Consider the following 25,351-nt stretch of genomic DNA (forward strand, 5'->3'; position numbering starts at 1 on the left):
AAGGGGAACACGCCGCACGAGGAACGGAGCGCATCGGGACCCTCATCGGGTCCTGATGCGCTCCGTTCTCGTCGGGGCGTGCGACGTCGCTCAGTCGACCGACGAGAGCGAGCCGGTCGTGGGAGCCGCGGCATCCGTCTGCGCAGCGGCGCCCGTGCGCGCCCAGTCGACCGTCACCTTCGGCTTGGCGAAGAACAGCACCAGCACGGCACCGATCGCGAACCCGATGACGGGCAGCCACAGCGACTGCGACATGGCATCGGTGAACCCACCGAGGATCTGCGGCGGCAGCGCCTGGCCGGGCGTGCTCGACTGCTCGCCACCGGCCTCGGCGAACCCGGGGAGGTTCACCTCGAGCCGGGCGTTCATGAGCGCGGTGATGGCGGCGGCGCCGAAGACCGAGCCGAACTGGCGCGTCATGTTGTAGACGCCCGAGCCGGCACCCGCCTGCTGGGGCGGCAGGTTGCGCGTCGCGGTCGACGCGAGCGGCGCCCAGATGCCCGACAGGCCGAGGCCGAGGAACGCGGCCGGGATGAGCAGCACCCAGAGCTCGACGTCGGGCGTGATGAGCAGGGACATCGCGGCGAGCGCACCCGCGGTGATGGTGAAGCCGCCGAATGCGATCCACTTCGGGTCGACGCGGTCGGTCATCCGCCCGATGAAGGGCGCCATCACGCCCGAGACGACGGCCATCGGCACGAGCATGAGCGCGGCCTGCGTGGGCTCGAGGCCGCGGGCCACCTGGTAGTAGAACGCGAGCGGCAGCGGCATGGCGACGATGGCGAAGCCGACGAAGGTGATCGCGGCGTTCGACAGGGCGAAGTTGCGGTCCGTGAAGAGGTCGAGGGGCAGCAGCGGCTCCTTGCGGTTGAAGCGCTGCCAGACGACGAAGGCCACGAGCACCACGAGGCCCGTGATGATCAGGCCCCACACGGTGATCGGCCCGGTGATGGTGCCCCAGTCGTAGGTCGAGCCCTCCTGGATGCCGAAGATCACGAGGAACATGCCGACCGCGCTCAGCACCACGCCGAGCCAGTCGAAGGAGTGCTGGTGGGTCTCGAGCTTCGGCACGAGCCGCACCGCGAGGATGAACGCGACGACGCCGACGGGCACGTTGACGATGAAGATCCACTCCCAGCCGAGCGAGTCGACGAGCACGCCGCCGAGGATCGGGCCGACGAGCGTCGCGACGCCGGCGACGGCGCCCCAGAGGCCCATCGCCGCCCCGCGCTGCTGCGGCGGGAAGATGCGCGTGATGACCGCCATCGTCTGCGGCGTCATCAGTGCGGCGCCGAGCCCCTGCACGACGCGCGCGACGATCAGCATGGTGATGTCGTCGGAGAGTCCGCACCAGAGCGAGGAGAGCGTGAAGACCGCGAGGCCGACGAGGTAGACGTTCTTCGGGCCGAAGCGATCGCCGAGGCGACCGGTGATGAGCAGCGGTACGGCGTAGGCGAGCAGGTACGCGCTCGTCACCCAGAGCACCGCCGTGAGGTCGGTGTCGAGGTCGCGCATGATGGCGGGGTTGGCGATCGAGACGATGGTCGAGTCGACCAGGATCATGAAGAAGCCGATGACGAGCGCCCAGAGCGCCGGCCAGGGCTTGTACTCGGTCTGCAGCCTTCCGGGCTGGCGGTGTTCGGTTGGCATGTGTTCCTCCAGAACGGGGGACCGCTGGGCGGTCGGGTCGGGTGGACCGCGATGTGGTCGGGTCAGGTGCGCCGCGATGCGGTCGGGTCAGGTGGGCCGCTGCGCGGTCAGGTCGGCGGAGCGGCGCGCGGGGCGCCCGACGGCCACTCGAGCTCGCCCGAGCGGAGTTCGTCGATGGTCTGCGCGAGCCAGTCGGCCTCGGCGGCGAGCATCGCGCGGGTGTAGTAGACGTTCAGCACGACGCTCTTGGGCTTGCCCTTCGAGGCGATGCGCACCGTGGCGGCGTCGTGCCAGGCGATGCCGTCGCGGACGGCGTCGAGCCGGGCGCCGAGCAGCTCGACGACGCGCTCGACCGGCAGGTTGTGGGCTTCGCCGACGGCGAGCGGGAACTCGGGGAACTCGTTGACGTGCCGGGCGAGCATCTCCTCGAGGCTCTCGTCGAACGCGACACGGCCCGCCTCGGTCACGGTGTAGACCGTGCGCTCCGGCCGATTGCCCATGCGCTCGGTCGACGTCGGGGCGATCAGCCCGTCGCGTGCGAGCCGTTCGACCGCGCGGTAGAGCGACCCGGCGCTCACCTTGACGACGCGGTCCTCCTTGCGCGCCAGCATCAGCTGGTACATCTCGTACGGATGCATCGGGGCGTCGATCAGGATGGCGAGCGCCGAGAACGCGAGCGGGTTCAGCTGCGGCATCCGCTGCTCCAATCATGTTCCGGTGCGTTTATTCCAACCGGAATAATACATCCGGAATTCGGATGCCGCAACGCGCGGCCGAACGCGGCCGCCGACGTCGACGAGGGGGTGGCCGCGCGCCGCCGCCCGCCCCGGTAGAATCGAGGCATCCACACCCTCGACACCGGACGGAGAACCGCGGTGCCCACCATCGTCGTCGACGTGATGCCCAAGGCCGAACTGCTCGACCCCCAGGGGAAGGCCGTCGCCGGCGCCCTCTCCCGCACCGGACGCACGGGCTTCAGCTCCGTGCGCATCGGCAAGCGATTCGAACTCACCGTCGACGGTCCGGTCGACGACGAGCTGCGCGCGAGCGTGCAGCAGATCGCCGAGGAGATCCTCTCCAACTCGGTCATCGAAGACGTCGTCAACATCGACTTCGGCGACGAGGCCGCCGAGCCGACCGAGGACTGAGCCCATGCGCATCGGCGTCATCACCTTCCCCGGATCGCTCGACGACCGCGACGCGCAGCGCGCGGTTCGCCTCGCCGGCGCCGAGCCCGTCGCCCTCTGGCACGGCTCGCACGACCTCGAGGGCGTCGACGCGCTGATCCTGCCCGGCGGCTTCAGCTACGGCGACTACCTGCGCTGCGGCGCGATCGCCTCGCTCAGTCCGATCATGACCGAGGTCGTCGACGCCGCGAACGCCGGCCTGCCCGTGCTCGGCATCTGCAACGGCTTCCAGATGCTCACCGAGGCGCACCTGCTCGAGGGCGGCCTGATCCGCAACGACCACGGCTCGTTCATCTGCCGCGACCAGGTGCTCACGGTCGAGAACGCCGACACCGCCTGGACCGCAGGCTTTGAAGCCGGCCAGCAGATCACCATCCCGCTGAAGAACGGCGAGGGCGGATTCATCGCCGACGCCGACACGCTCGACCGGCTCGAGGGCGAGGGTCGCGTGGTGTTCCGCTACGTCGACGTGAACCCCAACGGCTCGATGCGCGACATCGCGGGCATCACGAACGCCCGCGGCAACGTCGTCGGCCTCATGCCGCACCCCGAGCACGCGGTCGAGCCCGGCTTCGGCCCCGACACCGCGGCCGCCATGCGGTCCGGCGTCGACGGACTCGGCTTCTTCACGAGCGTCATCCGCACGGCCCTCGTCGAGGCGTAGCCGCACCGGTCCGCAGCATCCGCTCAGTGCATGAGCGAATGCCGCGAATGAGCACGTTCGGGGGCACCCCGGGTACAGGCGATGCTCCCCCTCTGGGCGGATTCATCGACCGCTGAGGGCGCCGGCATAGCGACGTCGACTTGGCTGGGTCCGACTCGCGGGGACGCGCCCCGCCGCCGGCCTCGGAGGAGCTCATGACCGCCACGCACCCCAGCACCGAACCACTCGTCGACGCGACGAGCGGGCCACCCGCAGCGCCCGCGACCGGGCCGAAGACGCCGTGGTACCGCCGGCTCTGGGTGCTCATCACCGGCGGCGCGCTGCTCGTGCTGCTCTCGTTCACGGGCGGCTTCGCCGTCGGCTCGGCAAGCTCGATCCTGAACGGCTTGCTCGGCGTGCCCTCCGGCACCCAGGGCTCCTTCGAGGGCGGCGCCGGCCAGTTCCCCGGCGACGGCCAGCCCCCGCAGGGCGGTCCCGGCCAAGGCGGACCCGGCGTGCCGCAGGACCAGCAGTCCGGCACGGACGACGGCACGAACTCCTGAATCGAGCGGATGCCGCGCCGCGCCACGGCATCCGGCCGGCGGCGAGGATCAGGGAGTCGGCTCCCCTATCGGCTCCAACTCTGGAAGTCGTTCTGCGGGACGCTCGTCGCCGGCCCGGCGGCGGGACCCTCCCACAGGATCGAAGGGGCTGTCGTGCTCTCCACGGGCACGATGAGGAGTGCCGCGCTCACTGCACCATCATCGGACGCCGGCAACTCCCAGCCGACGAAGCGCAGGGCGGCGCTGTCGGGCGCCCAGCTGACGGCGGCGGGGAGCCAGTGTCGCGTTCCTTCGCCTCCGGTGGTCTGGACTGGGGCAAGCACCGTCTGTGATCCGAACGGTCCCAGCGGATCGCCGTCGCCGACGGTCACTTCGGTGTTCGCCGCCTCTGCAGCACCCTCGATCACCGGGGGCATCGTCGGGCTCACCGCCCGTATGGATCCGCTCAGCGCGTCGCTCCGAACTGTGCGTCGAGCGCCGTACCGCGGCGCCACACTTGGCGGGTGTTGAGCGTGTCGGTGATGTTCGTCGTCGGGTCGCCGTCGACGAGCAGCAGGTCGGCTCGCAGGCCTTTCTGGATGCGTCCGCGATCGGAGAGTCCGAAGCGGCGGGCAGGCGTTGCGGTGGCGGCGCGGAGGGCCTCCGCGGGGGTGAGTCCGGCTCGCACGAGCAGTTGCAGTTCGTGGTGCACGCTCGCGCCGTGCGCCATTCCTCCGAGAACGGGCAGCGGAAAGGAGACGTCCGTTCCGACGAGGATGTCGACTCCGGCTTGGTGGAGTGCTCTGACGGACGCGAACACGTCGTCGAGGTCACCTTGCGGGTATCTGTCGTAGCTGCTGTTCAGGGTCGCGATCCAGGCCTCGTCGAGCTTGGATCGCACGCGCGGGTCTGCGGCGAATTCGGTCGCGGTGATGCCCATCATCGAGGCGTTCAGAGTGAGGCAGGGAACGACGAACGCGGCGGAGGCCGCGATCCGATCGATGATCGCAGCGGTGTGGGGCCGGTCCATGAACAGGTGAACCAGCCCATCGATTCCCGCATTCACCGCCGTGAGCGTCGCATCGATGGTCAGGGTGTGCGCGACGGTCAGGAGGTGGAGTCGGTGCGCCTCGGCAACACCGGCCATCACGATGTCGTCGCTGAGGAGGGGGAGGCCCGGTGCGCCCTCGACGGTTCCGTCGTCGATCATGAACTTGATGTAGTCCGACCCCGCCTCGGCGAGTCGGGGAATGAACGCGACCGCCTCTTCGGGCGTGGTCGAGAACGGCATCACGACGTCTTTCCAGAAACTCGCACCTTCGGCGTCGTCGGCGTCTTCCCACGGGGCTTCGTCATCGCCGCCGTCGTGTTCGCCGCCCATGAGCTCGCTGGGATGCCCGCCCGGAGGTGTGATGCCGAATCCGGCGGAGCGCACGTCGGCCAGGCGGTCGTTGTCGGCGACGTGGCCACGCTTGCTCTTCGTGAACATGCCCTGCATCTCGAGTTCAGTGGTCACACCGAACGTCAAGGCGAGTTCAAGCGCCTCGACCGAGGTGTGCACGTGCGAATCGATCAGCCCCGGAAGCAGCGTCGCACCAGTTGCTTCGACGATCAGTGCATCCCGGGGAACCTCACCGCCGACGGCGGTGATGTCGGTTCCTTCGATCACGACAGTGGTGTCATCAAGCACCCTTTCGCCGTCGAAAATTCTGGCGTTGATGATTGCGGTCCTCGTCACGGTGGGTTCCTTCATCTCTCTCGGCAATACGTGGTGCGCCAAGCATACGCAAAACCGTAGTCGTTTCATAATTGGAGTCATACCGATTTAGGACTTGGTCCGCGATGTGGCTAACATTGATCCATGGCAGTTACCGGAGGCTTGCGCGAGCGCAAACGCGCACAAACGCGGGTGGCGCTCCGCACGGCGGCGACCCGACTCTTCCTCGAGCGTGGATTCGATCAGGTCACGGTTGCTGAGATCGCTGACGAGGCGGATGTCGCGCTGACGACGCTCTTCACCTACTACCCGGAAGGCAAAGTCGCTCTGATCTTCGACCGCGAAGAAGATCGAGAAGCCGAACTCGTCCGTGCGATCGAGCAGCGGCCCGCGGGAACCGACCCGCTGAGCGCCATCGAGGCGTTCATGATCAGTCGGCTGCCATTCACGTCCAACGACGGTAAACGTGATGAGATACTCGAGCTCATTTTCTCCACCCCGCAACTCCGCGCGCATGTCCGCCAGAAATGGACCGACTGCGAGGATGCGTTGACCGCAGAACTGAGCAGGCACGACGTTCTGGGTGCGCCGGCCGCGCGAGCGTTGGCACGCTTCATCCTGGAAAGCCCGGACATCGCGGCGCGAGAAGCCTCGCCCGACACCGCACTTCAGGTGATCTTCACGAACCTTCGTCGCGGATGGTCCGTCTCGACATGACGTACGCCGTCGTCTCTGTGCACTCGCCGAAGCCCGAGCACCGGGAAGCGGTGCTCGACTCGATGCAGCGGTACGGCCGAGTCGCCCGGGAACAGCCGGGGTTGGAATGGACCGGCGTCGTGGACGATGGGAGCGGCCGTCTTGTGGGCATCGCGCTCTGGGAGTCTGAAGACGCCGCGGCAGCCGCACGACCCGCACTGATGGCGGAGGTCGGCAACGACCCTTTCGCGACCTGGGATGAGCGCCCGATCGACGGGCTGCGCGGCGACGTTCGCTGACCAACCGGGAACACGACTCGATCCACACCTCTACTACCGAGTGGGACCGCCACCAGTCTCAGCCGTGTCGACGAAGGATCCGCTGAGGGACCGGTCTACGGAACATCGGGCGGTCGACTCTCTGGGCGGCCATGGCACCCTGGGGATCGGGTGCAGCCGCGCAGTGCCGGCGACGGGTTCGCTCACGATCATGTAATTCGGGTCAGCGCCGTTCCGGGCCATCCATCCATTGGGAGGGCGCAATTCGCGGGAGGCCGCTCGTCGGCTGTCAGACGGACGGGTCCCAGGCTGCGAGCTGATCGAAGATCCGCCGGTCGCCTTCGAACTCGAGCGACTCCAGCGGTATGCGGCCGTAGAAGAACAGGACCAGGTCACTGGCCGTGCCCCGGGCGGAGGCGTCGGGCGCCTGGTGACCCTCGCCGGCAGCGGGTGCGAGGTGGGTGACCTGTGCGCCGTCGAGGGACAGCCGGAGGCGCCAGGAGCGGCCCTCGGTGGCGTGGTACTCGACGACGGCGGGGTCGTGCGGCCAGGCGACCGTCGTCGCGCAGAGGGTGAACTGGCAGTCGTCGAAACCGTCGAGGGCGATCTTCTCCGGAATCGGCTGCGGTGGACCCCCGGCCAGCTGGACGTCGTAGGAGTGCACCGCGATCTCGTGGAGCTGGCGCCGCGCCCAGGCCCCGGAGGTCTGCGGCGAGGGCGAATCCGCCCACCATGTCCAGCAACGGCGATGCGGGCCCGCCTCGCGCAGCACGCCCTCCAGGTGCTCGACGGACTCGACCCACCAGGCCAGGAGCGCCTCGCGCTCCCGAGGCGCACCCGCGCCCCCTCCCCAGGCGGACTCCTCCGGCGGACCGTCCGCGGGCCCGGCGGCGACGATGGCGGCTGCCTTGCGGCGACCCACGCCAACGTGTTGCACGTGATCGAACAGCGTCCGCGTGGGGTGGGTCGGCATCTGAACGTCGAGACTCGGTGCCGCGGCGACCGCAGCACGGAAGGCGGCCGACCGTTCGTCGATCAGCCGCAACTGATCGGGGAACGCGAGAATCTCGTGCATCCCGCCGTTCTACCACGCCCGTCGGATGGCGCGCATGGCGCCATCGTGGTCAGCGACCGATCACGTCTGCTGGGCTCCCGGCATCCGGGCTCTCGATGCGCTGCACCGGGATCGCCGCGGTGAACGACTCGGCCCGCTCCTCGCCGTCGGCGGTGCCGGAGAAGAGCCCCGGCCGCTCGCGTTCCGGTTCCGCGTGGGTCGCCGCGGACGGCGTCGCCTCGGCGATCTCCTCGGCCGGGTCGCCGATGAGCACCCGTTGGCGCGGAAGCGCCGCGGCATCCGTCTCGCGCACCCACTCGACGAGCTGCTCGCGGACCACGCAGCGGAGGTCCCAGAGCGCGGCCGAGTCGTTCGCGCTCACGAGCACGCGCACCCGCACGAAGCCGCCCGTCGCCTCGGTGACCTGCAGCACGGACGTGCGCCCGTCCCACAGCTCCGTGCCCGCGAGGACGCGATCGAGCTCCTCGCGCATGGCGTCGGTCGAGACGCGCCAGTCGACGTCGAACTCGACCGACCCGATGAGCGCGCTGCCGTACTTCGTCCAGTTCTCGAACGGCGTCGTCGTGAAGTACGTGCAGGGCAGCACGACCGTGCGCTCGTCCCACGTGACCACGACGACGTAGGTGAGCGTGATCTCGCGGATGCGGCCCCATTCGCCGTCGACCACGACCACGTCGTCGACGCGGATCGCCTCGCTGAACGCGATCTGCACGCCGGCGAAGACATTGGCGAGCATGGTCTGCGCCGCGAGGCCGGCCACGATCGAGGCGATGCCCGCCGACGCGAGCACGCTCGCGCCCACCGCACGCACCTGGTCGAACGTGAGCAGGATCGACCCGATCGCCACGACGACGATCACGACCACCACGAGGCGTCGCACGATCTGCATCTGCGTGCGGACGCGCCTGGCGACCTGGTTGTCGGCGACATCGACGTCGTACCGCGAGACGCTGATGTCGGCCAGGAACAGGAAGACCTGGCACACGAGCCACGCGCCCAGCGCGATGACGAGGATGAGCGCGAGGTGCTCGAGCGCCGGCAGCCAGTCCTGCTCGGGGAACGCGATGCGCACGGCGATCCAGAGCCCGACGACGAGCAGCAGGCTCCGGAACGGCCATCGGGCGCGTTCGATGAGGATCGCCGCCCAGTCGCGACGGCGTGCGATCGCCCGCACGATGAGCGAGGCGACGGCCGAGACGGCGAGCACCGCCACGACGACGATCAGGATGGCGGCGAGGAATCGGATCCACGGGTGGGTGTCGAGCAGGGTCTGCATGAGTCTCCCTTCGGATTCGCCCCAGCCTAGGCAGGCACCTTCCGTGCCGGCTGGACGCGGCATCCGCCCTTCCGTCGACGATGGGGATGGCGGATGATGGGCTGCATCCGTTGATCGAAGGAGATCCGATGGCCCGCAGCCCGCGCCCCGACGCGACCATTCCCGACCAGTCCGTGTTCGACTTCCTGTTCGGCGACCTGGGCGAGGGCGACCTCGACACCGTCGCGATCGTCGACGGCTCGAGCGGCGCCGAGACGACCTATCGGCAGCTCGTCGGGCAGGTCTCGCTGCTGGCCGGAGCGCTCGCCGCGCGAGGCGTGGGCGTCGGCGACGTCGTCGCGGTGCTCTGCCCGAACGTGCCCGCATTCGCGACCGTGTTCCACGGCATCCTCCGGTCGGGCGCCACGGCGACGACCGTGAACTCGCTCTACACGCCCGGCGAGATCGCGAGCCAGCTGTCGGATGCGGGCGCCACCTGGTTCTTCACGGTGTCGCCGCTGCTGCCCGGGGCGAAGGCCGCGGCGGAGCAGGTCGGCATCGCCGACGACCACCTCGTCGTGCTCGACGGCGCCGAGGGGCATCCCTCGCTGCGGGACCTGCTCGGCGAGGGGCATCCGGCTCCCGACGTCTCGTTCGACCCGGCCGAGCACCTCGCCGTGCTGCCGTACTCCTCGGGCACGACGGGCCGGCCGAAGGGCGTCATGCTCACGCACCGCAACCTCGTCGCGAACGTCGCGCAGAACATCGCCGCGATCGGGCTCGAGCGCGAGGACCGCGTGCTCGCGGTGCTGCCGTTCTTCCACATCTACGGCATGACCGTACTGCTGAACTACGCGCTCAAGTGCAGCGCCAGCCTCGTGACCATGCCGAAGTTCGACCTCGCCGAGTTCCTCAGGGCCATCGGCGAGCACCGGGCCACCTGGCTGTTCATCGCTCCCCCGATCGCCGTCGCGCTCGCGAAGCATCCGCTCGTCGGCCAGGCCGACCTCTCGAGCGTCAAGGTGGTCTTCTCGGGGGCCGCGCCGCTCGACGGCGCCCTCGCCGAGGCCGTGGCCGAGCGCCTCGACTGCATCGTCTGCCAGGGGTACGGCATGACCGAGACGAGCCCCGTGACGCACGTCATCGCCGTCGACCGGCCCGACCTCGACCGCTCGAGCATCGGCAACCTGCTGCCCAACACCGAGGCGCGGGTCGTGGGGGTCGAGACCGGCACCGACGTCGACGTCCCGGCCGAGGGCGCGAGCGAGCCCGGCGAGCTGTGGATCCGCGGTCCGCAGGTCATGAAGGGCTACCTCGGCAACGCGGAGGCCACGGCCGCCATGCTCGACGCCGACGGATGGCTGCACACGGGCGACATCGCGACCGTCACGGCCGACGGCGTCTACCGCATCGTCGACCGGCTGAAGGAGCTCATCAAGTACAAGGGATACCAGGTCGCCCCTGCGGTGCTCGAGGCCGTGCTGCTCGGTCATCCGAAGATCGCGGATGCCGCGGTGATCGGCGTGCCCGACGCCGACGGCCAGGAGATCCCGAAGGCGTTCGTGGTCGTGCAGGGCGGTGCCGAGCTGGGCGCCGACGACGTCATGGCGTACGTCGCCGAGCACGTCGCCCCGCACGAGAAGGTGCGTGCCGTCGAGTTCATCGACGTCGTGCCCAAGTCGAGCGCGGGCAAGATCCTGCGCAAGGACCTGCGCGCACGGCAGGTGGCGACGCAGGGCGCGTGAGCCGATCGGCGGGGGTGCCGCGTCGATAGGATCGGCGCGCGCACACCTGCCGGCGCAGTATCGAGGGGGCCGATATGAGCGAGACCGCGCGACCGGGACCGCAGCTGAACGACCTCGCGCACATGCGCGACGCCGTGCTGTTCGACGGCCCGCAAGCGCCGCACAAGCTGAGCCGCTTCTGGATGCTGCTGATCCTCTCGTCGATCATCGCCGCCGCCGGCGTGGTCGCCGATTCGACCGCCACCGTCATCGGCGCGATGATCGTCGCGCCGCTCATGCTGCCCATCCAGGGCACGATGCTCGCAACGGTGCTCGGTGATCGGGATGCGCTCATCCGCTCGCTGCTGCTGCTCGTCGCGGGCGCGGCGACGGCCGTGGGCATCGGCTTCGCCGTGGGCCTCATGGTGGTGAACGAGGTGGTCGCCTCGAACAACTCGCAGGTCGCGAGCCGGGTCTCGCCGGGGCTCATCGACCTGCTCGCCGCGCTCGCGACGGGCGTGGTCGGCTCGATCGCGCTCGTGCGGCGCGACATCTCCGACACGCTGCCGGGCGTCGCGATCGCGATCTCGCTCGTGCCGCCGCTCTCGGTCGTGGGGCTGACCCTGCAGTCGGGGGCTCCCGACCAGTCACTGGGCGCCCTGCTCCTCTTCCTCACGAACGTGGCGGCGATCATCGGCACGGGCATCGTGGTCATGGCCGTGTACGGCGCGAGCCGGTTGGCGGCGCCCCCATCCGACGCGCGTCAGATCGCGCACAAGCGCCGGAACACGGCCATCGCACTGACGCTCATGGGCATCGTGGTCATCGTGCCCCTCACGATCACGAGCGTGCAGACCGCGGAGAACGTCACCCGCGAGGCGACCGTGCACGGCGTGGCCGACACGTGGGGGTCGGATGTCGGCTGGACCCTGACCACAGTGACGACCTCGAACGGCATCGTCGTCGCCAAGTTCGAGGGCGACGGCGGCGAACCCGACACCGCGGCCCTCGAGAGCGCCCTCCGCGACGCCGGCATCGACCCGAGCGACGTGCAGGTCGAGCTGATCCCGACGTACACGGTCAAGCTCGGCCCGGCGGCGGACTCGGGCAACGGCTAGGCCGGACCGCGAAGGGCCGGAAGGCGAAGGGCCGGGGCGCGAATCGTTCGCACCCCGACCCTCCGGTTGGTCGGCTGCGACTACGCGGCGGCGTCCTCGCTGCCGACGGCGGCGCGCAGGGCGGTGCCGAGCTCGGCGTCGACGTTCGTCCAGTACTGGAAGAACCGCTCCCGGATCGCGTCGATCGTGATGGCCTCGCCCTGGCCGGTCAGGGTCTCGAGCAGGCGCTGCTTCGCCTCGGCCGAGTACACGTCGCGGTAGAGCGTGCCCGGCTGGCCGAAGTCGCTGTCGTCGGCGCGCAACGTGTACGCCGAGCGCACGAGCTCGCCGTCGCTCTCCCAGCCGCCCTCGGCGGCGGCCTCAGCCGACGCGACCGGGCCGCCGAACGAGTTCGGCGCGTAGACGGGCGCCGACGGCGCGTTGAACCCGTGACGCTGGGCGCCGTCCTGCGAGTAGTTGTGCACGGGGGCCGCGTGCGGCGCGTTCACGGGGATCTGGTTGTAGTTCGTGCCGACGCGGTAGCGCTGCGCGTCGGGGTAGCTGAACACGCGGGCCATGAGCATCTTGTCGGGGCTGATCGCGATGCCCGGCACGGTGTTCGCCGGCGAGAACGCCGCCTGCTCGATCTCGGCGAAGAAGTTCTGCGGGTTGCGGTCGAGCGTCAGCGTGCCGACCGGGATCAGCGGGTAGTCGGCGTGCGGCCAGACCTTCGTGAGGTCGAACGGGTTGAACCGGTACGTCTTCGCGTCCTCGTACGGCATGACCTGCACGTGCAGGTCCCACTTGGGGTGGTTGCCGGCCTCGATCGCCTCGTGGAGGTCACGACGGTAGAAATCGGCGTCCGCGCCGGCGATCGCCTCGGCGGTCTCGGCGTCGAGGTGCAGGTCGCCCTGCTGCGAACGGAAGTGGTACTTGACCCAGAACTTCTCGCCTGCGGCGTTGATCCACTGGTAGGTGTGCGACCCGAAGCCGTGCATCTCGCGCCACGACTTCGGCAGGCCGCGGTCGCCCATCAGATAGGTGACCTGGTGCGCCGACTCGGGCGAGAGCGTCCAGAAGTCCCACTGCATGTCGGCGTCGCGCAGGCCCGAGCCCGGCAGTCGCTTCTGCGAGTGGATGAAGTCGGGGAACTTGATGGCGTCGCGGATGAAGAACACCGGGGTGTTGTTGCCGACGATGTCGTAGTTGCCCTCGGTCGTGTAGAACTTCACCGAGAAGCCGCGCACGTCGCGCCACGTGTCGGGCGAGCCCTGCTCACCGGCGACAGACGAGAAGCGCATCAGGGTCTCGGAGTCGGCGCCCGGCTGGAAGACCGCGGCCCGCGTGTACGCGGAGACATCCGCCGTCACCTCGAAGCGGCCGAACGCGCCGCCGCCCTTGGCGTGCACGATGCGCTCGGGGATGCGCTCGCGGTTGAACTGCGCGAGCTTCTCGACGAGGTAGCGGTCGTGGAGCACCGTGGCCCCGTCGGCGCCGACGGTGAGGGAGTGCGCGTCGCTCGCGACGGGCGTTCCGGTCTGGGTGGTCGTGTTCTCTGACATCTGTTCCTTCTCTGTAGGGTGACGGATGCCGCGACGGCGCGCCGAACGCACCCGCTGGCGGGTACGGCGAAGGGCGCCGAGACGGCGGAGGCACGGGCGTGCCCGGACTGAGGCGGCGCTGCTAGGCCGCGGCCTCCTGCTGGCAACTCGCGCAGAGGCCCCAGAAGGTGACCTCCGCGGTGTGCGCGACGAACCCGCTCACGTCGGAGGGGGCGAGGCACGGCGCCTGCCCCACGACGCAGTCGACGTCGGCCACCGCGCCGCACCGCGTGCACACGATGTGGTGGTGGTTGTCGCCGATGCGGCTCTCGTAGCGCGCCGCCGACCCCGCCGGCTCGATGCGGCGGAGGAGGCCGGCCGCGCTCAGGTCGCCGAGCACGTTGTACACGGTCTGCAGCGGGATGCCGGGATGCCCGACGCCCACACGCGCGTGAACCGCGTCGGCGTCGAGGTGCCCGTTGCCGGTGACCGCCTCGAGGACCGCGAGTCGCGGCGACGTCACGCGCAACCCCGCAGAGCGGAGGTGCTCGACGGCCGCGTCGCGGATCTCGTCGGTGGTCATGCCTCCAACGTAGCGCTTGTTTTGAGTCATTCAAAACAACTGAGGCCGCCTCGGGAGACGAGGACTCAGTACTGCAGCAGCGAGAAGGTCTCGTAGCGGTCGCCGAGCGCGGCACGTCCGCCGAGGTCGACGAGCTCGATCGCGACCGAGATGCCCGCGACCTGCCAGCCCGCGCGCTCGACGAGGCGGGCCGCCGCGGCGACCGTGCCGCCCGTGGCGAGCACGTCGTCGACGATCAGCACGCGCGTGCCCGGCGCCAGCTCGCCCTCGTGCACCTCGAGCGCGGCCGTGCCGTACTCGAGCGCGTACTCCTCGCGGAGCACCTTGCGCGGCAGCTTGCCCGCCTTGCGGATCGGCAGCAGGCCCGCCCCGCACAGCGCCGACGCGGCACCGGCGAGCAGGAACCCGCGCGCCTCGACGCCGGCCAGCACGTCGAACGTGCCGGCGAAGGGCGCCGTCAGCGCCTCGGAGAGCGCGTGGAACGCGGACGGATCGGCGAAGACCGGCGTGAGGTCGCGGAAGAGCACCCCCGGCTCGGGGAAGTCGGGAATCGTCGCGAGGTTCGATTCGACAAGGTCGCGCACATCCTGCTCGGTCACCGGTCAAGGGTACTCTCCGGAGTTCAATCGTTCGTCGGAGGCTCCGGCACAGGCCTGTTTGCGACCATGGAAGCACCCCGACCTCTGGAGCATCCGTGTCACCGAAACGTCTGTACCGAACCTTCGCCGTCCTCGAGGCGATCACCTGGACCCTGCTGATCGCGGGCATGGTGCTGAAGTACGGCTTCGGCATCGACATCGCCGTCACCATCGGCGGCGGGATCCACGGGTTCGTGTTCCTGTCGTACGCCGTGGTCGCCGTCGTCGTCGGCGTCAACCAGCGCTGGAACCTCGGACGCATCGCGTTCGCGCTGCTCACGGCGATCGTGCCCTACGCGACGATCCCGTTCGAGCTCTGGCTCGTGCGCCGCGGCCACCTCGAGGGCGGATGGCGCCGCGAGGCGGGCGACGACCCGGCCGACGGCTCGTTCCCGAACCGCGTGCTGCGCCTCGTGCTCGCGCGCCCGATCCTCTCGATCGCCGTCGGCGTGCTCGCGGTCGCCGCGGCGTTCACGGTGCTGCTCGTCATCGGCCCGCCGGTGCCGCCGCCGGCGTAGGCCCTCCCACGCCTGCCCGCGGCATCCGCTCGGTCCTGCAGGACCCGCGGCATCCGCTCTCGGTCCTGCAGGAGAATGGGCGGCATCCCCTCCGTCAGCGGGGATGGCGCCTGATCTCCTGCACCAGGCACGGGCAGAGCGGCGGCTAGCGCCCGACGCGGTTGACGAGCGCCGTCCAGACGAGCGCCGTCGTCGAGCACACGAGCAGCGCGACGAACACCCACGGCAGCGCGGTGAGCCCGATCACGGCGTAGAGCACGGCGCCGAGCAGCGCCCCGCCGCCGATGCCGGTGTTGAACGCGGTCGTGTAGAAGGATGCCGCCGCATCGCGGATGCGGGCCGACGCCGTGTGCAGCAGGCGGGTGTTGAGCATCGTCGGGAGCGCGCCGAACGCGGTGCCGAACAGCAGGAAGCTGCCGATGCCCACGACGGGCACGGCCGGGAAGGCCGCGAGGCCGGCGACGCCGAGGCCGGTGGCGACCAGCGCGACGACGAGTCCGACGGTCGGACGCCGCCCGAGCACCGCGCCCGCGAGCACGAGCCCGACGGCGCCGGCGATGCCGTAGGCGAGGAGCATCGGACTGATCGCGCTCGACGCGAGCCTCATGACATCCGTGATGTACGGCGCGATGTACGTGTAGAACGTGTACATGCCGATCATCGTCACCGCGGTGATGAGGCACACGACGAGCACCGGCACGAACGTGCGGTCGCTGCGCAGGCGCAGCGGCGCGGCATCCGCCTCACCGGCGTGGTGGCGCACCGACGGCAGGAACCGCCAGACGAGGGCGGCCCCGAGCAGGGTCAGCACGCCCATCGCGGCGAACGCGAAGCGCCAGCCCAACGCCTGTCCGAGCGCCGTGCCGAGCGGGACGCCGAGCACGAACGCGGCCGACCCGCCGGCGACGCTGATCGAGACGGCCCTCGCGAGCTGCTCCTTCGGCACGAGGTGCCCGGCGTACGCGCCGACGACCGACCAGAACACGCCGTGCGCGGCGCCGCCGAGCACGCGCGTGGCGAGCACGGTCGGGTAGTTCGGCGCGAGCGCCGTGAGCACGCAGCTGAGGGCGAGCACCGCCAGCGCGATGACGATGAGGCGACGGCGTGGCATCCGCTTCGTCAACGCCGCGAGCGGCACGGTCAGGACCACGACGGTGCCGGCGAACACCGTGACGAGCAGGCCCACGAGGGGCTCGCCCACGCCGAGCTCGCGGCTCATGTCGGGCAGCAGGCCGGTCGGGAGCATCTCGATCGTGACCGAGAGGAAGACGGCGGCGGCGAGCACGGTGAGCCCGAGCCACGGGAAGGGAGGCGCAGGATGCACCGTGGGAATGGAGGAAGTCATGTGAAGTGCCCGAACGAGCGTCGACCGTGCGGGCGCGAGCGGGGCTCCGCGAGTGCGCACCTTGCCACGGTGACTGCGCGCCGTTGTGCGCGCCCAGGGCCGACGGGATCCGACGACCGCAGCCAGTCTACCGAGCGGATGCTGCGCGCAGGCTGGCCGGCCCGTTGAGGTCGGACACCGGGAGGTCGTCGGCGAACCGGATCGCGGATCGCTTCAGCCCCTCGGCGACGAAGTCGACCCGGATCGGCTCGATCGACGGGAACTCGTCGGCGAGGCCGCGGAGCGACGCCTCGATCGCGATCGGGCCGGTGGTGGCGACGTTCGCAACCACCGTGGTTCCGGCGATCGCGCAGATCCGGGTCATCGGCAGTGCCGAGAGCCGCTGCGCGACCGCGTCGAGTTCCGAGATCCGCGGGGTGAGCCGGAGGTGCGCCTCCGTCGGGTAGCCGAGCAGGGCCGGGCTCACGAGCCCGCGGATGAAGATCTGCCCGCTCGAGCGTGCCCGCTCCATCCAGTTCGCGACCGTCGCCTTGGACACGCCCAGCCGTTCGGCCAGCGACTCGGCCGTGGCGCGACCGTCGAGCGCCATCGCCTCGAGCAGCGCCTCGGACGTCGGATCGAGCTCGGCGGCCGCGGTGAAGAGCCTCGCCATCTCGTCGGGCTCGTCGAGCGCGGCCTGCTGCTCGGGCGTCAGGACGTCGGGGCGCCAGCCCGAGCTCGTGCGGTGGTACCTCGTGATCGGGTCGAGCGCGTACGCCGTCACCCCGGGGAGGGCGCCGATCGCGTCGGCGAGGAACGCCCCGACCTCGTCACTGCGCAGGTAGACCTCGCCGATGCACGCGTTCGAGGATGCGAGCACCGAGAGCGACGGCACGTCGGCGCGCTCGGCGAGTGCCGCGGCCAGGTCGTGCAGGGCCCCGGGCACGGCCGACACGCGCAGCGAGTACGGGTCGAGCCCGAGGCTCGCGCGCGGGTTGGGGAGCGCCAGGACGCGCACCACGCCCTCGTCGATGAGGCGTCGGCCCCGGCGGGCGACGCTGCGCTCGGGTTCGCCGATCGCGGTGGCGATGCGGCGCCACGGCGCCCGTCCGTCCTGGACGAGCGCCGCGGCGACCCGGCGGTCGACGTCGTCGAGTGCGATGGTCATGCAGTGAGTCTCCCCCGAGCCCGCATCCGGATGCGAGTCAGCGGCCGGTTCCCACGTAGTGCAGGAGGCCGGCCATCGCGGCGCGGGCGCCCGTGACGACGGCGCTGCGCGCGTTCGGCCTGAAGAACGGCGAGTGGTTCGCGGCGGGCATCTCGCCGCTCGCGAGCTCGGCGAGCGGGAGGCATCCGAAGCCCCAGAACACGACGGGCACGCCGATCGCGTCGCCGAGCCAGCCGGCGTCCTCGGAGCCCATGCCCATCTTCTCGTTCAGGACCCGGCCCGCGCCGAACTCGGCCTCGAGCGCGGCCGACACGGCCAGCGTGTGCTCGGGGTCGTTGTACAGGCGAGGGAAGCTGTTGATCGGCTCGATCGTGGGCTCGGGTGCTCCGGATGCCGCCGCCTCGGCGGAGACGATGCGGCGGATCGCCGAGAGCACCTGCTCGCGGGTCGTCTCGTCGGGCGTGCGCACGTTGAGCGTGAACTCGGCCGACGCGGGGATGATGTTCTCCTTCAGGCCCGCGTGGAAGGTGCCGACCGTGACGACGGCCGGCGTGCGCGGCGAGAGCTCGCGCGAGACGATCGTCTGGAGTCGGAGCACCATCGAGGAGGCCTGCACGATGGGGTCGATCGACTGCTCGGGCGAGGAGCCGTGCGCCTGCCGCCCGTGCACCGTGACGCGCCACGAGTCGGCCAGCATGGCCATCGACCCCTCGGAGATGAACACGACGTCCTCGGGCAGCGGGCCGACGTGCTGGGCGAGCACGACGCTCGGCCTGGGCGCCTTCTCCCACAGGCCGTCGTCGATCATGGCCTTCGCGCCCGCGGCCGTCTCCTCGGCGGGCTGGAAGACGAAGACGACCGTGCCGGCCCAGCTGTCGCGGCGCTCGAGCAGCAGTTGCACCGCGCCGAGGGCGGCGGTGATGTGCGTGTCGTGCCCGCAGCCGTGCATGACCGGGGCCGTGTCGCCGTTCGGCAGCGTGCCGGTGTCGGTGCTCGCGTAGTCGAGGCCGGTCTGCTCGAGGATCGGCAGGCCGTCGGTGTCGGCGCGGAACGCGACCACCGGGCCCTCGCCGTTCTCGAGCACGGCGACCACGCCGGTCCCCCCGGAGACGAACGAGTCCACGCCGAGCTCCCGCAGCCGGGCCTGGATGAACGCGGCGGTGTTCGTCTCGTTCGAGGAGAGCTCGGGGTGCGCGTGCAGGTGCCGGTAGATCGCGATATGCGATGCGATGAACTCCTCGGAGAGCTCGGTCGGGTTCGCCGCCGCCGGGGCGTCGGCGAGTCCGGCGAGGGCGCCGGCGATCGTGTCGGTCATGGTTCCATCTTCCTGTCGGTGCGTGGTGCTGGAAAGCGGTGGTGCCGGGTTCCGTCTCAGGGGCGGATGCCGCGGGCGAGCGGATGCCGCCGGCGGGCGCTCAGTCGCTGATTCCGGCGTCGGCGTACGCCTCGGCCTCCTCATCGGCCGGGGCCTTCGACTTGGGCTTGATGAGGAACGCGAGGAGCTGGGGGATCATCGCGCCGAACACCGCCGGGAGGATGAAGGCCTGCACGGTCTCGATGAACTCGGCCGGGATGAGGCTCAGCAGCCAGGTGCCGAGCAGGCCGACGATCACGATGAGGGTGATCAGGTGCACGATCACCGCGCCGATGATGGCGGCGCCCGAGACGAACTCGGCGCGCTTCGTGCCGGCCTTGGCACCGAGTTTGTTCTGAGCGACGATGCTCGCCGGCAGCAGCTTGTTGCCGATGTTGCCGATCATGAAGGCCTGGTACATCGCCGACTTGCCGAGGATCGGGTAGTACATGATCGGCTCGATGATCGCCCCGACGCCGAGCAGCAGCGCGACGGCGCCGGCCGCCGTCCAGAACTCGCCGGCCGTGATGCCGAGGCCGGTGCCGAACGCGACGTAGACCGCGGCCGTCATGGTGATGAGGAGCCCGAGCCCGAGCGTGATGGGCCCCCAGATCGAGGTCGTGCGGTCGAAGTCCGCGATGCTTCCGGAACGAGGAGTCGAGATGCCGAGTGCCATGGGGATGCCTTCCGTGAGTCGAGTTCGATGCGGTCGGGTCACGCCGCGACGGCGGCGCCGACGAGGAGGGAGCCGAAGATGGCGATGCCGAGGCCCCACTCGCGCAGCCAGTGCACCCGCCACTTCATCGCGACCAGGAGGCAGACGCCGCCGATGACGGCGCTGGCCACGAGCACGATGCCGTTGACGGGCGACTTGCCGATCTCACTGAAGATGAGGAAGGCGAAGGCGAGCGGGAGCACGACGAGCGGTGCGATCGCCATGACCTTGGGGTTGACCTTGCGCAGCGCCTTGCCGGTCTGGTTGAACAGCGGCGTGATGATGAGTGCCGCCACCATCCACAGCACGCCGAGCACGCACATCGCGGCGAACGAGATGGCGAACACCTTCGCGGTGTAGTCGTCGCCGCCGAGGGACGCCCCCACCGTCGAGGCGCCGATTCCGGCTGCGGCGACGTCGTAGGGCGCCGAGCCGACGAGGCCGATGCGCGTGAGCACGGCCGGGGTGCCGAACAGCGGCAGCAGCGAGAGCGCGACGAGCGCGACGGCGAGCGACGGCCCGATCGCGGCGACGGCGCCGGTGCGCACCGCCTGCGTCACCTCGGCCTGGCTGAGTTCGGCCGCCGTGGCCGAGTGACGGATCGCGCGCAGGTAGATCACCGACTGGAGCACGATGACCGCGAAGACCGCGACCGCCAACGCCCAGAGGACGGGATGGAAGGCGATCGCCGTGAGTTCGCCGCCGGTTGACACTGCCGTCAGAGCCATGAGGCCTCCGCTTCGTTGAGTGGCCGTTGTTTCGGATGAAACGGGACGATACGGCCGAAAAGTACATATCGCAAGAGTTGCGTGGCCATTAGTCAAGACTTTGTGTGTTTCGGGGAGTGACGCCGAATGTGAATTGCGCGTGACGAATTCCCGTGTGACACTGACCTTCCCGAATGCCGCTTGGTTTTGGTCTTCGGCCTGGCATCCACCCGAAACGAAGGAGTTTCCATGTCGTTCCGCTCATCCCTGCGCTGGGGCGTCGGCGCAGCCGTGACGTTCGCAGCGGTCACCGCCGCGACCCTGACCGCCCTCCCCGCGTCCGCAGTACCGGCGGCCGACACCGCACCGGGCGGCTCGGACGACCGCGGCGTGTCCTGTTCGCGCACCCTGCCGGCCGGCACGTCGAACCTCGCCGTCGCATTCGACGGCGAGACGTTCCAGGTGCGCGTGCACGTGCCCGAGACGAAGGCGCACCGGAGCCTTCCGCTCGTGCTCGACCTGCACGGCTCGAACAACAACGGCGGCCTGCAGGCATCCGTCTCGGGACTCGACGCCGTCGCTGACGCCGAGGGCTTCATCGTCGTCGAACCCACCGGCGACCTCGCGTTCCCGGCCACCCTCCCCGGCGGCAACTGGGCATGGAACGTACCCGGAGTCCCGCTGACCTCCGGCGACGTCCCCGGCGCCGACGCTCGCGACGACCTCGTGTACCTGACCACGGTCGTCGACGCCGTCGACGCTGCCGGATGCGTCGACGACGCCCGCGTCTACGCGACCGGCTACTCGGGCGGCGGTCGCATGGCCTCCGCGCTGGCCTGCGCGGAGTCCGACGTCTTCGCCGCGATCGCCCCGGTCGACGGCCTGCGTGCGGGCCGAGCGGATGCCACGGACCTCGCCACGATCGAAGCCGGAACCTGCGACCCCGAGAACCCCGTACCGGTCATCGCGTTCCACGGCACCGCCGACCCCGTGAACCCCTACGACGGCAACGCCGACCCGCGGTGGGGCTACTCCGTCGACGTGGCGACCGCGGCGTGGGCAGACATCAACGGATGCCGCCGCGGCCCCGTCTCCACGACCGTCTCCGACGAGGTGACGAAGATCGCCTGGTCGAAGTGCGAGAACGGCGCCGACGTCGTGCTCTACCAGGTCGCCGGCGGCGGGCACACCTGGCCCGGGAGCCCGATCGACATGAACGCATTCGGCATGGGCTCGATGACCACCGACATCAGCGCGTCGCAGCTCATGTGGGACTTCTTCGAGCAGCACGCGCTCGCCGCCGAGCACCGTTCCTGACGCACATCCGAGTGCGCGGAGCGCACCTCGATCAACGGCCGCTGACACCGGGTCCACCCATGGTCGGCGGCCGTTCGGCGCGCGGCGCACATGCGACGCCGGCGCCCGTCGGCACGAGCCGCGACGGCACGTAGACTGGTCGGGTCAGGCATCCGCCCGCGGCATCCGCTCGCCGCCCATCTTGGAGCTCGCCACTCGTGACCATCGAAACCACCTCCACGACCGCTGCCACCACGCCGGTGCTCGACACCGTCGAGGTCGCCGCCGCCACTCCCGAGAAGGAGCAGCCGTACGCCGCCCTGGGCCTGAAGCCCGACGAGTACGAGCGCATCCGCAACATCCTCGGCCGCCGCCCCACGAGCGCGGAGCTCGCGATGTACTCGGTCATGTGGAGCGAGCACTGCTCCTACAAGTCGAGCAAGATCTACCTGAAGCAGTTCGGCAAGAAGGTCACGCCCGAGATGAAGCAGCACCTGATGGTGGGCATGGGCGAGAACGCCGGCGTGCTCGACATCGGCGAGGGCTGGGCCGTCACCTTCAAGATCGAGTCGCACAACCACCCGAGCTACATCGAGCCGTTCCAGGGCGCCGCGACCGGCGTCGGCGGCATCGTGCGCGACATCATCTCGATGGGCGCCCGCCCCGTCGCGGTCATGGACGCCCTGCGCTTCGGCGACATCAACCACCCCGACACGGCCCGCGTCGTGCACGGCGTGGTCTCGGGCATCAGCTTCTACGGCAACTGCCTCGGCCTGCCGAACATCGGCGGCGAGACCTGGTTCGACTCGGTCTACCAGGCCAACCCGCTCGTGAACGCGCTCGCCGTCGGCGTGCTCCGCCACGAAGACCTGCACCTGGCCAACGCCAAGGGCGCGGGCAACAAGGTCGTGCTGTTCGGCGCCCGCACGGGCGGCGACGGCATCGGCGGCGCCTCGATCCTCGCGTCCGACACGTTCGCCGAGGGCGGCCCCACCAAGCGCCCCGCGGTGCAGGTCGGCGACCCCTTCGCCGAGAAGGTGCTCATCGAGTGCTGCCTCGAGCTCTTCGCGGGCGACCTCGTCGAGGGCATCCAAGACCTGGGTGCGGCCGGCATCTCCTGCGCCACCTCTGAGCTCGCGTCCAACGGCGACGGCGGCATGGCGATCGTGCTCGACGACGTGCTGCTGCGCGACCCCACGCTCACGCCCGAAGAGATCCTGATGAGCGAGAGCCAGGAGCGCATGATGGCCATCGTGCGCCCCGAGAAGCTCGACGGCTTCCTCGAGGTCGTGAAGAAGTGGGATGTCGAGACCAGCGTGCTCGGCGAGGTCACCGACAGCGGCCGCCTCAGCATCATGTGGCACGGCCAGGAGATCGTGAACGTCGACCCGCGCACCGTCGCGATCGACGGCCCGGTCTACGAGCGCCCCGTCGCCTACCCCACCTGGATCGACGCCCTGCAGGCCGACACGGCTGCGAAGCTCGACCGCCCGGCCACGCCCGACGAGATCCGCGAGCAGTTCCTGAAGCTCGTGGGCTCGGCCAACCAGGCGGATGCCGCGTGGGTCACGAACCAGTACGACTCGTACGTGCTCGGCAACACCGCGCTCGGAGCGCCCGACGACGCGGGCATGATCCGCGTCGACGAGGAGTCGGGCCTCGGCGTCTCGGTCGCGACCGACGCCAACGGCCGCTACTCCTACCTCGACCCCCGCCAGGGCGCCAGGCTCGCGCTGGCCGAGGCGTTCCGCAACGTCGCCGTCACCGGCGCGAAGCCCATGGGCGTCAGCGACTGCCTGAACTTCGGCTCCCCCGAGAACCCCGAGGTCATGTGGCAGTTCTCCGAGACCGTCGAGGGCCTCTCCGACGCGTGCCTCGAGCTCGGCATCCCCGTCACCGGCGGCAACGTCAGCTTCTACAACCAGACCGGCGACGTGCCGATCCACCCGACGCCGGTCATCGCCGTGCTCGGCGTGATCGACGACGTCGCCCGCCGCATCCCGTCGGGATGGCAGGACGACGGCCACAACATCTACCTCCTCGGCGACACCGCGCTCGAGCTCGACGGCTCTGCGTGGGCCGGCACCGTGCACGGCCACCTGGGCGGTCGCCCGCCGGCCGTGTCGCTCGAGGGCGAGAAGGTGCTCGCCGAGCTGCTCGCCGCGGCGGCGCTCGAGGGCCTCATCGACTCCGCGCACGACCTCAGCGACGGCGGCCTCGCGATCGCCCTGGCCGAGGCGGTCAGCCGCTTCGGCGTCGGCGCCCGCGTGTTCCTCGGCGAGGTCACCGGCGACGCCGGCATCGACGTCGCGACCGCGCTCTTCTCGGAGTCCGCCGGCCGCGTCATCGTCACGGTCCCCCGCGAAGACGACGTCAAGTTCCGCGGGCTCTGCGACGGCCGCGGCTACCCGGTGCGCCGCATCGGCGTCACGGATGCCGCATCCGGCTCGCTCGAGGTGCAGGACGCCTTCACCGTCTCGATCGACGAGCTGCGCGGCGTCAACCGCGCACCGCTCGCCGACGCGTTCGGGCCCGTCGTCGGCTACTGAGCCGTGCTCGACCGGCGAGCGGTGACCCCGTCCGCCGGTCGAGCAGCGGCGCGTTCGACCGGCTCGACCGGCGGTATCGTGACCCCGTGACCGAGCCGCACGTCTATCCAGAGGCCTATGGCGCCGCACACGGCGGATTCAGCCTCGTGCCCGCCGCCTACGTCTTCCTCGTCGACGACCGCGGCCGGGTGCTGCTGCAGCGCCGGGCGAACACCGACTACTACGACGGCTGGTGGGCCGCCGGCGCGGCCGGGCACGTCGAGGCGGGCGAGTCCGTGCACGCGGCATCCGCTCGCGAGGTCCTCGAGGAGCTGGGGGTGGTGGTCGCCGCCGCCGACCTCGAGCCGCTGACCGCCATGCACCGCACGGCGCCCACCGGGCTGCCGGTCGACCAGCGCCTCGACGTGTTCTTCGCCTGCCGCCGCTGGAAGGGCGAACCCGCCCTGCAGGAGGACAAGGCGACCGACCTCGCCTGGTTCGACCTCGACGCGCTGCCCGAGCAGGTCGTGCACCACGAGCGCTTCGTGCTCGACGGCTGGCGCGACGGCACGCTCTCGCCCGTCTCGGCGTTCGGTTTCGCGGCGGATGCCGACGCCGCACCGACACCGCCCACGACGGCCGACGCGGCACGCGCCGAGGTGCCCGGCGCGGCGGCCCCGCACGAGGTGTCGTACGGGGCCGCGTCGGCACGCGACATCCGCGAGCTCATCGACTTCTGGGCCGGCGCCGGCGAGAACGACTCGCGGCCGACGGACACGCCCGAGGCCGTCGAACGGCTCCTGGCGCGCGACGCCCACGCGCTCATCGTCGCCCGCCTCGACGGACGCATCGTGGGCACCGTCATCGCAGGGTACGACGGCTGGCGCGCCCACCTGTACCGACTCGCCGTCGCGCCCGACCAGCGACGGCGCGGCATCGGCCGCGAGCTCATGCGACGGGCGGAGGCCAGGCTGGCCGCGTTCGGCGTCACGCGCTTCGACGCGATGGTGCTCGCACACAACGACCTCGGCCGCAGCCTCTGGTCGTCACTCGGCTACGCCGAGCAGCACGAGTGGCGACGATGGGTGCGCCCGGCCGCGACCTGACCGAACGCG

The 25,351-nt window shown here is 70.5% G+C and carries 25 protein-coding genes; 11 read left to right on the forward strand and 14 right to left on the reverse strand.

Features of this window, described 5'->3' with window-relative positions:
- Positions 1 to 90 precede the first annotated feature (90 nt).
- On the reverse strand, positions 91 to 1,650 hold the full coding sequence (locus ACR3IO_RS09600; protein ID WP_434070964.1) for an MFS transporter: 1,560 nt from the start codon (positions 1,648 to 1,650) through the stop codon (positions 91 to 93).
- Positions 1,651 to 1,757: 107 nt separating this feature from the next.
- Positions 1,758 to 2,345 carry a PadR family transcriptional regulator gene (locus tag ACR3IO_RS09605; protein ID WP_434070965.1) on the reverse strand — a complete coding sequence of 196 codons (588 nt, stop codon included), beginning with the start codon at positions 2,343 to 2,345 and terminating at the stop codon, positions 1,758 to 1,760.
- Positions 2,346 to 2,525: 180 nt separating this feature from the next.
- On the opposite strand from ACR3IO_RS09605, the gene purS reads away from it, so the two are divergent.
- From purS to ACR3IO_RS09620, 3 genes are all read left to right on the forward strand, one after another.
- The gene (gene purS, locus ACR3IO_RS09610) at positions 2,526 to 2,798 is read left to right on the forward strand and encodes a phosphoribosylformylglycinamidine synthase subunit PurS (protein ID WP_434070966.1); all 273 of its coding nucleotides are present in this window, start codon (positions 2,526 to 2,528) and stop codon (positions 2,796 to 2,798) included.
- Between the two features lie 4 nt (positions 2,799 to 2,802).
- Positions 2,803 to 3,501 carry a phosphoribosylformylglycinamidine synthase subunit PurQ gene (purQ, locus tag ACR3IO_RS09615; protein WP_434070967.1) on the forward strand — a complete coding sequence of 233 codons (699 nt, stop codon included), beginning with the start codon at positions 2,803 to 2,805 and terminating at the stop codon, positions 3,499 to 3,501.
- Positions 3,502 to 3,695: 194 nt separating this feature from the next.
- Positions 3,696 to 4,043, forward strand: a complete 348-nt coding sequence (locus tag ACR3IO_RS09620) for a hypothetical protein (RefSeq protein ID WP_434070968.1) — start codon at positions 3,696 to 3,698, stop codon at positions 4,041 to 4,043.
- Positions 4,044 to 4,108: 65 nt separating this feature from the next.
- On the opposite strand, the gene ACR3IO_RS09625 is transcribed toward ACR3IO_RS09620, so the two are convergent.
- Together ACR3IO_RS09625 and ACR3IO_RS09630 are read right to left on the reverse strand one after the other, a co-directional pair.
- Positions 4,109 to 4,471 (reverse strand): hypothetical protein, encoded by a 363-nt coding sequence (locus ACR3IO_RS09625; RefSeq protein WP_434070969.1) that lies wholly within the window; start codon positions 4,469 to 4,471, stop codon positions 4,109 to 4,111.
- Positions 4,472 to 4,488: 17 nt separating this feature from the next.
- On the reverse strand, positions 4,489 to 5,760 hold the full coding sequence (locus ACR3IO_RS09630) for an amidohydrolase family protein (protein WP_434070970.1): 1,272 nt from the start codon (positions 5,758 to 5,760) through the stop codon (positions 4,489 to 4,491).
- Positions 5,761 to 5,883: 123 nt separating this feature from the next.
- Here ACR3IO_RS09630 and ACR3IO_RS09635 point away from each other — a divergent pair, with 123 nt between their 5' ends.
- Positions 5,884 to 6,456 carry a TetR/AcrR family transcriptional regulator gene (locus ACR3IO_RS09635; RefSeq protein ID WP_434070971.1) on the forward strand — a complete coding sequence of 191 codons (573 nt, stop codon included), beginning with the start codon at positions 5,884 to 5,886 and terminating at the stop codon, positions 6,454 to 6,456.
- A complete protein-coding gene (locus ACR3IO_RS09640; RefSeq protein ID WP_434070972.1) occupies positions 6,453 to 6,734 on the forward strand; it encodes an antibiotic biosynthesis monooxygenase in 282 nt (93 codons plus the stop codon). Before ACR3IO_RS09635 ends, ACR3IO_RS09640 begins: the two co-directional genes overlap by 4 nt.
- Positions 6,735 to 7,002: 268 nt before the next feature.
- On the opposite strand, the gene ACR3IO_RS09645 is transcribed toward ACR3IO_RS09640, so the two are convergent.
- Positions 7,003 to 7,758, reverse strand: a complete 756-nt coding sequence (locus ACR3IO_RS09645; protein WP_434070973.1) for a maleylpyruvate isomerase N-terminal domain-containing protein — start codon at positions 7,756 to 7,758, stop codon at positions 7,003 to 7,005.
- Positions 7,759 to 7,837: 79 nt separating this feature from the next.
- Positions 7,838 to 9,064 (reverse strand): mechanosensitive ion channel family protein, encoded by a 1,227-nt coding sequence (locus tag ACR3IO_RS09650; protein ID WP_434070974.1) that lies wholly within the window; start codon positions 9,062 to 9,064, stop codon positions 7,838 to 7,840.
- 128 nt (positions 9,065 to 9,192) lie between these two features.
- Here ACR3IO_RS09650 and ACR3IO_RS09655 point away from each other — a divergent pair, with 128 nt between their 5' ends.
- Together ACR3IO_RS09655 and ACR3IO_RS09660 are read left to right on the forward strand one after the other, a co-directional pair.
- A complete protein-coding gene (locus tag ACR3IO_RS09655; RefSeq protein WP_434070975.1) occupies positions 9,193 to 10,788 on the forward strand; it encodes an AMP-binding protein in 1,596 nt (531 codons plus the stop codon).
- A gap of 74 nt (positions 10,789 to 10,862) precedes the next feature.
- Positions 10,863 to 11,885 (forward strand): TIGR00341 family protein, encoded by a 1,023-nt coding sequence (locus ACR3IO_RS09660; RefSeq protein WP_434070976.1) that lies wholly within the window; start codon positions 10,863 to 10,865, stop codon positions 11,883 to 11,885.
- 80 nt (positions 11,886 to 11,965) lie between these two features.
- On the opposite strand, the gene ACR3IO_RS09665 is transcribed toward ACR3IO_RS09660, so the two are convergent.
- From ACR3IO_RS09665 to ACR3IO_RS09675, 3 genes are all read right to left on the reverse strand, one after another.
- The gene (locus ACR3IO_RS09665; protein WP_434070977.1) at positions 11,966 to 13,426 is read right to left on the reverse strand and encodes a catalase; all 1,461 of its coding nucleotides are present in this window, start codon (positions 13,424 to 13,426) and stop codon (positions 11,966 to 11,968) included.
- A 121-nt stretch (positions 13,427 to 13,547) separates the two neighbouring features.
- On the reverse strand, positions 13,548 to 13,988 hold the full coding sequence (locus ACR3IO_RS09670) for a Fur family transcriptional regulator (RefSeq protein ID WP_434070978.1): 441 nt from the start codon (positions 13,986 to 13,988) through the stop codon (positions 13,548 to 13,550).
- Positions 13,989 to 14,053: 65 nt separating this feature from the next.
- Positions 14,054 to 14,587 (reverse strand): adenine phosphoribosyltransferase, encoded by a 534-nt coding sequence (locus ACR3IO_RS09675; protein ID WP_434070979.1) that lies wholly within the window; start codon positions 14,585 to 14,587, stop codon positions 14,054 to 14,056.
- 95 nt (positions 14,588 to 14,682) lie between these two features.
- Between ACR3IO_RS09675 and ACR3IO_RS09680 the strand changes: the two genes are divergently transcribed.
- Positions 14,683 to 15,144, forward strand: a complete 462-nt coding sequence (locus ACR3IO_RS09680; protein WP_434070980.1) for a DUF3817 domain-containing protein — start codon at positions 14,683 to 14,685, stop codon at positions 15,142 to 15,144.
- 145 nt (positions 15,145 to 15,289) lie between these two features.
- Here ACR3IO_RS09680 and ACR3IO_RS09685 read toward each other — a convergent pair whose 3' ends face one another.
- From ACR3IO_RS09685 to ACR3IO_RS09705, 5 genes are all read right to left on the reverse strand, one after another.
- Positions 15,290 to 16,489 (reverse strand): MFS transporter, encoded by a 1,200-nt coding sequence (locus ACR3IO_RS09685; protein ID WP_434070981.1) that lies wholly within the window; start codon positions 16,487 to 16,489, stop codon positions 15,290 to 15,292.
- A gap of 127 nt (positions 16,490 to 16,616) precedes the next feature.
- Positions 16,617 to 17,636, reverse strand: coding sequence for an AsnC family transcriptional regulator (locus ACR3IO_RS09690; RefSeq protein WP_434070982.1), 1,020 nt, complete (start codon positions 17,634 to 17,636; stop codon positions 16,617 to 16,619).
- A 37-nt stretch (positions 17,637 to 17,673) separates the two neighbouring features.
- The gene (locus ACR3IO_RS09695; protein WP_434070983.1) at positions 17,674 to 18,951 is read right to left on the reverse strand and encodes an amidohydrolase; all 1,278 of its coding nucleotides are present in this window, start codon (positions 18,949 to 18,951) and stop codon (positions 17,674 to 17,676) included.
- 100 nt (positions 18,952 to 19,051) lie between these two features.
- Positions 19,052 to 19,666 carry a hypothetical protein gene (locus ACR3IO_RS09700; protein WP_434070984.1) on the reverse strand — a complete coding sequence of 205 codons (615 nt, stop codon included), beginning with the start codon at positions 19,664 to 19,666 and terminating at the stop codon, positions 19,052 to 19,054.
- Between the two features lie 38 nt (positions 19,667 to 19,704).
- Complete coding sequence (locus ACR3IO_RS09705) at positions 19,705 to 20,433, reverse strand: DUF5058 family protein (protein ID WP_434070985.1); 729 nt, start codon at positions 20,431 to 20,433, stop codon at positions 19,705 to 19,707.
- A gap of 228 nt (positions 20,434 to 20,661) precedes the next feature.
- On the opposite strand from ACR3IO_RS09705, the gene ACR3IO_RS09710 reads away from it, so the two are divergent.
- The 3 genes from ACR3IO_RS09710 to ACR3IO_RS09720 all read left to right on the forward strand — a co-directional run bounded on the left by ACR3IO_RS09710 (position 20,662) and on the right by ACR3IO_RS09720 (position 25,342).
- A complete protein-coding gene (locus ACR3IO_RS09710; protein ID WP_434070986.1) occupies positions 20,662 to 21,729 on the forward strand; it encodes an extracellular catalytic domain type 1 short-chain-length polyhydroxyalkanoate depolymerase in 1,068 nt (355 codons plus the stop codon).
- A 197-nt stretch (positions 21,730 to 21,926) separates the two neighbouring features.
- The gene (purL, locus tag ACR3IO_RS09715; RefSeq protein WP_434070987.1) at positions 21,927 to 24,257 is read left to right on the forward strand and encodes a phosphoribosylformylglycinamidine synthase subunit PurL; all 2,331 of its coding nucleotides are present in this window, start codon (positions 21,927 to 21,929) and stop codon (positions 24,255 to 24,257) included.
- Between the two features lie 86 nt (positions 24,258 to 24,343).
- Positions 24,344 to 25,342 (forward strand): GNAT family N-acetyltransferase, encoded by a 999-nt coding sequence (locus tag ACR3IO_RS09720; RefSeq protein ID WP_434070988.1) that lies wholly within the window; start codon positions 24,344 to 24,346, stop codon positions 25,340 to 25,342.
- The last annotated feature ends 9 nt before the right edge of the window (positions 25,343 to 25,351 follow it).

The sequence above is a fragment of the Agromyces sp. Marseille-Q5079 genome (genome assembly GCF_051016555.1).
Lineage (GTDB): Bacteria > Actinomycetota > Actinomycetes > Actinomycetales > Microbacteriaceae > Agromyces.

Bases quoted from the DNA above. Each gene is read 5' to 3' on its own strand.
- ACR3IO_RS09600 (WP_434070964.1), bottom strand. From the start codon at position 1,650: ATGCCAACCGAACACCGCCAGCCCGGAAGGCTGCAGACCGAGTACAAG.
- ACR3IO_RS09605 (WP_434070965.1), bottom strand. From the start codon at position 2,345: ATGCCGCAGCTGAACCCGCTCGCGTTCTCGGCGCTCGCCATCCTGATC.
- purQ (WP_434070967.1), top strand. From the start codon at position 2,803: ATGCGCATCGGCGTCATCACCTTCCCCGGATCGCTCGACGACCGCGAC.
- ACR3IO_RS09620 (WP_434070968.1), top strand. From the start codon at position 3,696: ATGACCGCCACGCACCCCAGCACCGAACCACTCGTCGACGCGACGAGC.
- ACR3IO_RS09635 (WP_434070971.1), top strand. From the start codon at position 5,884: ATGGCAGTTACCGGAGGCTTGCGCGAGCGCAAACGCGCACAAACGCGG.
- ACR3IO_RS09640 (WP_434070972.1), top strand. From the start codon at position 6,453: ATGACGTACGCCGTCGTCTCTGTGCACTCGCCGAAGCCCGAGCACCGG.
- ACR3IO_RS09650 (WP_434070974.1), bottom strand. From the start codon at position 9,064: ATGCAGACCCTGCTCGACACCCACCCGTGGATCCGATTCCTCGCCGCC.
- ACR3IO_RS09655 (WP_434070975.1), top strand. From the start codon at position 9,193: ATGGCCCGCAGCCCGCGCCCCGACGCGACCATTCCCGACCAGTCCGTG.
- ACR3IO_RS09660 (WP_434070976.1), top strand. From the start codon at position 10,863: ATGAGCGAGACCGCGCGACCGGGACCGCAGCTGAACGACCTCGCGCAC.
- ACR3IO_RS09665 (WP_434070977.1), bottom strand. From the start codon at position 13,426: ATGTCAGAGAACACGACCACCCAGACCGGAACGCCCGTCGCGAGCGAC.
- ACR3IO_RS09670 (WP_434070978.1), bottom strand. From the start codon at position 13,988: ATGACCACCGACGAGATCCGCGACGCGGCCGTCGAGCACCTCCGCTCT.
- ACR3IO_RS09685 (WP_434070981.1), bottom strand. From the start codon at position 16,489: ATGACTTCCTCCATTCCCACGGTGCATCCTGCGCCTCCCTTCCCGTGG.
- ACR3IO_RS09690 (WP_434070982.1), bottom strand. From the start codon at position 17,636: ATGACCATCGCACTCGACGACGTCGACCGCCGGGTCGCCGCGGCGCTC.
- ACR3IO_RS09695 (WP_434070983.1), bottom strand. From the start codon at position 18,951: ATGACCGACACGATCGCCGGCGCCCTCGCCGGACTCGCCGACGCCCCG.
- ACR3IO_RS09700 (WP_434070984.1), bottom strand. From the start codon at position 19,666: ATGGCACTCGGCATCTCGACTCCTCGTTCCGGAAGCATCGCGGACTTC.
- ACR3IO_RS09705 (WP_434070985.1), bottom strand. From the start codon at position 20,433: ATGGCTCTGACGGCAGTGTCAACCGGCGGCGAACTCACGGCGATCGCC.
- ACR3IO_RS09710 (WP_434070986.1), top strand. From the start codon at position 20,662: ATGTCGTTCCGCTCATCCCTGCGCTGGGGCGTCGGCGCAGCCGTGACG.